At 71.0% G+C, this 6,398-nt stretch carries 4 protein-coding genes; 1 reads left to right on the top strand and 3 read right to left on the bottom strand.

The genetic code is table 11. The features are described 5' to 3' along the window. Positions 1-34: 34 nt before the first annotated feature. The 3 genes from ACFQ7Q_RS32830 to ACFQ7Q_RS32820 form a co-directional block, all read right to left on the bottom strand. Complete coding sequence (locus ACFQ7Q_RS32830) at positions 35-1,312, bottom strand: MFS transporter (RefSeq protein ID WP_383561574.1); 1,278 nt, start codon at positions 1,310-1,312, stop codon at positions 35-37. 363 nt (positions 1,313-1,675) lie between these two features. Further along, on the bottom strand, positions 1,676-2,332 hold the full coding sequence (locus ACFQ7Q_RS32825) for an MBL fold metallo-hydrolase (protein ID WP_383561572.1): 657 nt from the start codon (positions 2,330-2,332) through the stop codon (positions 1,676-1,678). Between the two features lie 50 nt (positions 2,333-2,382). Then, on the bottom strand, positions 2,383-3,084 hold the full coding sequence (locus ACFQ7Q_RS32820) for a maleylpyruvate isomerase family mycothiol-dependent enzyme (RefSeq protein WP_383561570.1): 702 nt from the start codon (positions 3,082-3,084) through the stop codon (positions 2,383-2,385). 189 nt (positions 3,085-3,273) lie between these two features. Here ACFQ7Q_RS32820 and uvrA point away from each other — a divergent pair, with 189 nt between their 5' ends. Next, on the top strand, positions 3,274-6,264 hold the full coding sequence (gene uvrA / locus ACFQ7Q_RS32815) for an excinuclease ABC subunit UvrA (RefSeq protein ID WP_383561568.1): 2,991 nt from the start codon (positions 3,274-3,276) through the stop codon (positions 6,262-6,264). Positions 6,265-6,398: the final 134 nt, after the last annotated feature.

Below are 6,398 nucleotides of genomic sequence, written 5' to 3'. Positions count from 1 at the left end.
GCACACCACCGCCCGCACCGGCCGCGGTGCGTTTCTACGCCGGAACCTTCTCCGACGCCTCGGTCCGGGCCGGCAGCGTCTCCGGGAGCAGCGCGAAGCACCCCAGGCTCACCAGCGCCACCACCGTCAGATACGCCGCGACACCCCAGGGCGGCCCCGAACCCCCGGCCAGGGTCGTCGCCAGGATCGGGGTCAGGGCCCCGCCCAGCACGCCCGCCAGGTTGTAGCCGACCGCCGCGCCCGTGCACCGCACCCTCGGCTCGTAGAGCTCGGGGAGGTAGGCGGCGACCACCGCGAACATCGTGATGAAGGCGAGCAGAGCGCCCAGGAAGCCGAGGAACATCAGCACCGGCCGTCCCGTGTGCAGCAGAGCGACCATCGGGAACATCCACAGCGCGGATGCCGCGCATCCGGCCAGGCAGAGCGGTCGCCGGCCGTACCGGTCGCCCAGCATCGCCGCCAGCGGTGTCGTGGCCCCCTTGATCGCCACCGCCGCCATGATGCAGATCAGCATGGTCGTGCGGGCGACCCCCAGGCGTTCGGTGCCGTAGGAGAGGGCCCAGGTGGAGACCGTGTAGAACACCGCATAGCCGACGGCGAGCGCCCCGGCGGTGAGCAGGACCAGCCGCCAGTGGTCGCGCACCACCTCGGCGAGCGGGGCGTTCGCCCGCTGCCCGGTCGCGCTGAGCTCCTGGAACTGCGGAGTCTCCGCGAGCGAGGAACGCAGCAGGAGCCCGCCGACGGCCAGCAGCCCGGCCGCCCAGAACGGCACGCGCCAGCCCCACTCGCGGAACTGGGCGTCGGTCAGCGTGGCGGAGAGCGCCAGCATCACGCCGTTCGCGAGCAGGAAGCCCACCGACGGCCCGATCTGCGGGAAGCTCGCCCACAGCGCCCGGCGCCGCTCCGGCGCATGCTCGGCCGTGAGCAGGACGGCCCCGCCCCACTCGCCACCCAGGCCGAGCCCCTGCAGGAAGCGCAGCACGAGCAGCAGGACGGGGGCGGTGATGCCGATGCTCGCGTACGTCGGGACGAGGCCGACCGCGACCGTGGCACAGCCCGTGAGCACCAGGGAGGCGAACATGACGGGGCGACGCCCGTACCGGTCGCCGACGTGCCCGAAGAGCGCCGAGCCGAGCGGGCGCGAGATGAACCCGACGGCGAAGGTGCCGAAGGCGGCCAGCGTTCCGGCGACGGGGGAGAAGGTCGGAAAGAACAGCGGCCCGAGGACGAGCGCGGCGGCGGTTCCGTAGACGAAGAAGTCGAAGAACTCGATGGCCGTCCCGACGAGCGACGCGGCGGCGAGCCGTCCCATCGAGGGGGCGGCGGGGGAATCCGGCGGAGCCGTGGAGTCCGAGGGGCCTCGGGGGGCCGGGGGGCCCGGAGAGTCCCGGGCCGCCGAGCAGTCGGGCGGTGCCGCGGTGCCGTCTGGTGATACGGCGGCCGGAGGGTCGGCGGGTGTCGAGGTTGCCGAGGTGTCCGGGGACGCCACGGCGTTCGTGTGGGCCGTGGCATCCGAGGTCCTGGCCGGACGCGGAGAGTGACTGGGGCGCATGTCGCGCCAACTACCCGGCGTCCGCCGGAGTTACGGGGGCGTGCGGAAGCGCGCGGTCGAGTGCCGTGCGCCTCCGCCGGTCAGGGCCGTGTGCCCCCGCCGGTCAGGGCTGTGCGGGGAGCGTCACCAGCCGCGTGCGTGCCACGTCGGGAGCTGCGGGCGCTCGTCACCGAGCGTGGTGTCCTTGCCGTGCCCGGGATAGATCCAGCTCTCGTCCGGAAGGACCGCGAAGAGCTTGGTCTCCACGTCGTCGATCAGACTCGCGAAGGCCTTCGGGTCCTTCCAGGTGTTGCCCACCCCGCCGGGGAAGAGGCAGTCGCCGGTGAAGACGTGCGGATGGCCGTGCGGGTCGTCGTAGATCAACGCGATCGAGCCCGGCGTGTGTCCGACCAGCCGGCGCGCGGTCATCTCGACCCGGCCGACCTTGATCGTGTCGCCGTCCTGCACCGGCACGTCGGTCGGCACGGGGATGCCCTCGGCGTCGTACGCCCCGGCGTACGTCCGCGCCCCGGTCGCGGCGACCACCTCGGCGAGCGCCTGCCAGTGGTCGCCGTGCTGATGGGTGGTGACGACGGACGCGATGCCGTCGTCACCGATCAGCGTGAGGAGCGTGTCGGCATCGTTGGCCGCGTCGATCAGCAGCTGCTCGCCGGTCGCCCGGCAGCGCAGCAGATACGCGTTGTTGTCCATCGGACCGACCGCGACCTTGGAGATCATCAGGTCCGTCAGTTCGTGCACATCGGCCGGTCCGCCGACCTTCACCGCTCCGCTGTACGTCATGGGCTCAGCCTATCTCCGGCCACCCGCAGGTGGAGGCCCAACAGCCGGGACTACAACGGCGGGAGCTCCGGGAGGTGGCCGCCCGTGAGGACGGCGAGGTGGGCGCCCTTGTCGCCGCGGCCGGACAGCCAGCCGAGGAGTTCGGCACCCGTGCCCCCGAGGACGACGGGGTCGCCCTTGTCGCCGCCGGTCCGCCAGCTCGGACTGTCGTCGTCGTACCCGAGGCGGAGCGTCACCGGCGGGACCTCGGCCCGTCCCGACCAGCGGTCGGCGAGGAAGTCGATCTCCCGCAGGACGAACTCGTCCGGCAGGTCCGCCAGCTCGTAGCCGACACCCAGGTCGACATGGTGCAGGGCCACCTCGACCCAGCGGCGGAAGGGGATGCGGGCCGCCCGGTCCGTGACGCCGTTGCGCAGCTCCACGGTCCGCTCCCAGTCGGCGGGCTCGGCGCCCACGGCCTGGAAGCGTTCACCGCTCTCACGCACGTCGGCGAGCTGGACGTCGAGCGGGCGCGGGGCGTCGCGCTCGATGTCGGCGTCACGGGTCGCGGCGTCCGCGTACATGGGCCGGCCCTGGAGAACGTTCACCAGGGCGTCCGCGTTGCGGGCGATGTGGGCCAGAACATGGCCACGGGTCCAGCCGGGAAGCCGTGACGGCTCGGCCAGCGCCGCGTTGTCCAGGGAGGCGGCTGCGTCGAGGAGTCGCTCGGTCGCTTCGCGTACAGAGGCCAGGTCACGCACATGGTCGATCATGGCGCCGACCCTAGCGCCGCCACTCGTTCGGGTGAAGCGGTGAGAGCGAGGCCGGAAATCGAATGTGCGTGCTATAGGCTCGACGGAAGCATCCGGCATCCTTGGTTGTTGGGTACTCAGGCACATCCAGGCAAATCTGCGACCCGCACTCCCTGTGCCTCCGCTCTCTCAAGAAAGGTGCGGACCGGCGTGGCCGACCGTCTCATCGTTCGTGGCGCTCGCGAGCACAACCTCAAGAACGTCTCGCTCGACCTCCCGCGTGACTCCCTCATCGTCTTCACCGGGCTGTCCGGGTCGGGCAAGTCCTCCCTCGCGTTCGACACGATCTTCGCCGAGGGACAGCGCCGGTACGTCGAATCGCTCTCGTCGTACGCCCGGCAGTTCCTCGGCCAGATGGACAAGCCGGACGTCGACTTCATCGAGGGTCTCTCGCCCGCCGTCTCCATCGACCAGAAGTCGACCTCGCGCAACCCGCGCTCGACGGTCGGCACGATCACCGAGGTCTACGACTACCTCCGCCTGCTCTTCGCGCGCATCGGCAAGCCGCACTGTCCCGAGTGCCGCCGGCCCATCTCCCGCCAGTCGCCGCAGGCCATCGTCGACAAGGTCCTGGAGCTTCCCGAGGGAAGCCGCTTCCAGGTCCTCTCGCCGCTGGTGCGCGAGCGCAAGGGCGAGTTCGTCGATCTCTTCGCCGACCTCCAGACCAAGGGCTACAGCCGGGCGCGGGTGGACGGACAGACCATCCAGCTCAGCGAACCGCCGACCCTGAAGAAGCAGGAGAAGCACACGATCGAGGTGGTCGTCGACCGCCTCACCGTGAAGGACAGCGCCAAGCGCCGGCTCACCGACTCCGTCGAGACGGCCCTCGGGCTCTCCGGCGGCATGGTCGTGCTCGACTTCGTCGACCTCGCCGAGGACGACCCCGAGCGCGAGCGGATGTACTCGGAGCACCTCTACTGCCCGTACGACGACCTCTCCTTCGAGGAGCTGGAGCCCCGCTCCTTCTCCTTCAACTCGCCCTTCGGCGCCTGCCCGGACTGCACCGGCATCGGCACCCGCATGGAGGTCGACCCCGAGCTGATCGTCCCCGACGAGGACAAGTCCCTCGACGAGGGCGCGATCCACCCCTGGTCGCACGGCCACACCAAGGAGTACTTCGGCCGGCTCATCGGCGGACTCTCCCAGGCGCTCGGCTTCCGCACGGACATGCCGTACGCCGGCCTCCCGGCGCGGGCCAAGAAGGCCCTGATGCACGGCCACAAGACCCAGGTCGAGGTCCGCTACCGCAACCGGTACGGACGCGAGCGGGCGTACACCACCCCGGCCTTCGAAGGCGCCGTCTCCTTCGTCAAGCGGCGGCACAGCGAGGCCGAGAGCGACTCCAGCCGTGAGCGCTTCGAGGGGTACATGCGCGAGGTGCCCTGCCCCACCTGTGAGGGCACCCGCCTGAAGCCGATCGTCCTCGCCGTCACGGTCATGGAGCGGTCCATCGCCGAGGTCGCGGCGATGTCGATCAGCGAGTGCGCCGAGTTCCTCGGCCGCCTGAAGCTCAACGCCCGCGACAAGAAGATCGCCGAGCGGGTCCTGAAGGAGGTCAACGAGCGGCTGCGGTTCCTCGTCGACGTCGGCCTCGACTACCTCTCGCTCAACCGCGCCGCCGGTACGCTCTCCGGCGGTGAGGCCCAGCGCATCCGGCTCGCCACGCAGATCGGCTCCGGCCTGGTCGGCGTGCTGTACGTCCTCGACGAGCCGTCCATCGGCCTCCACCAGCGCGACAACCACCGTCTCATCGAGACGCTGGTCCGGCTGCGGGACATGGGCAACACGCTCATCGTCGTCGAGCACGACGAGGACACCATCAAGGTCGCCGACTGGGTCGTCGACATCGGCCCGGGCGCCGGTGAGCACGGCGGCAAGGTCGTCCACTCCGGCCCCTTGAAGGAGCTGCTCTCCAACAAGGAGTCGATCACCGGGCAGTACCTCTCGGGCCGCAAGGCCATCGGGATGCCGGAGATCCGCCGCCCCGTGGACCCCACGCGCCGGCTCACGGTGCACGGCGCCAGGGAGAACAACCTCCGGGACATCGACGTCTCCTTCCCGCTGGGTGTGCTCACCGCCGTCACAGGTGTCTCCGGCTCGGGCAAGTCGACGCTGGTCAACGACATCCTCTACACCCACCTGGCGCGTGAGCTGAACGGCGCCAAGTCGGTGCCCGGGCGGCACACGCGCGTGGACGGCGACGACCTCGTCGACAAGGTCGTGCACGTCGACCAGTCGCCGATCGGGCGCACCCCGCGGTCGAACCCGGCGACGTACACGGGAGTCTTCGACCATGTCCGCCGGCTCTTCGCCGAGACGATGGAGGCGAAGGTCCGCGGCTATCTGCCGGGCCGGTTCTCCTTCAACGTCAAGGGCGGCCGCTGCGAGAACTGCTCCGGCGACGGCACGATCAAGATCGAGATGAACTTCCTCCCGGACGTGTACGTCCCGTGCGAGGTCTGCCACGGTGCCCGGTACAACCGGGAGACCCTGGAGGTCCACTACAAGGGCAAGTCCATCGCCGAGGTCCTGGACATGCCGATCGAGGAGGCCCTGGACTTCTTCGAGGCCGTCCCGACGATCGCGCGCCATCTGCGCACACTCAACGAGGTCGGACTCGGATACGTCCGGCTCGGCCAGTCCGCGCCGACGCTCTCCGGCGGTGAGGCGCAGCGCGTGAAGCTCGCCTCCGAGCTCCAGAAGCGGTCGACGGGCCGCACGGTGTACGTCCTGGACGAGCCGACCACCGGTCTGCACTTCGAGGACATCTCGAAGCTGATCACGGTCCTCTCGGGTCTGGTCGACAAGGGCAACTCGGTGATCGTCATCGAGCACAACCTCGATGTCATCAAGACCGCGGACTGGGTCATCGACATGGGCCCGGAGGGCGGCAGCGGTGGCGGTCTGGTGATCGCCGAGGGCACGCCGGAGGAGGTCGCGTCGGTCCCGACGAGCCACACCGGCAAGTTCCTCCGCGAGATCCTCGGCGCGGACCGGATCAGCGACGCGACGGTGCCCGCGGCGCGGAAGGCGTCGGGCTCCGCGAAGAAGGCACCTGCCAAGAAGGCCGTCGCGAAGAAGACCGCCGCGACGAAGGCCGCGCCCGCCAAGAAGACGGCGGCGCGGGCCCGCAAGGCGTGACGGCGGGGGTGGGGGGGGCGCGGGCCCCCAGGGCACCCCCGCCCCCCGGGGCGGGCCCCCCCCCCCCCCCCCCGGCCCCCCCCCCCCCCCCCCCCCCCCCCCCCCCCGGACGGCCCCCCGGGCCCCCCCCCCCA

The sequence above is a fragment of the Streptomyces sp. NPDC056527 genome (assembly GCF_042794475.1).
GTDB lineage: Bacteria > Actinomycetota > Actinomycetes > Streptomycetales > Streptomycetaceae > Streptomyces.
This window is presented reverse-complemented; position numbering and strand designations above follow the sequence as displayed.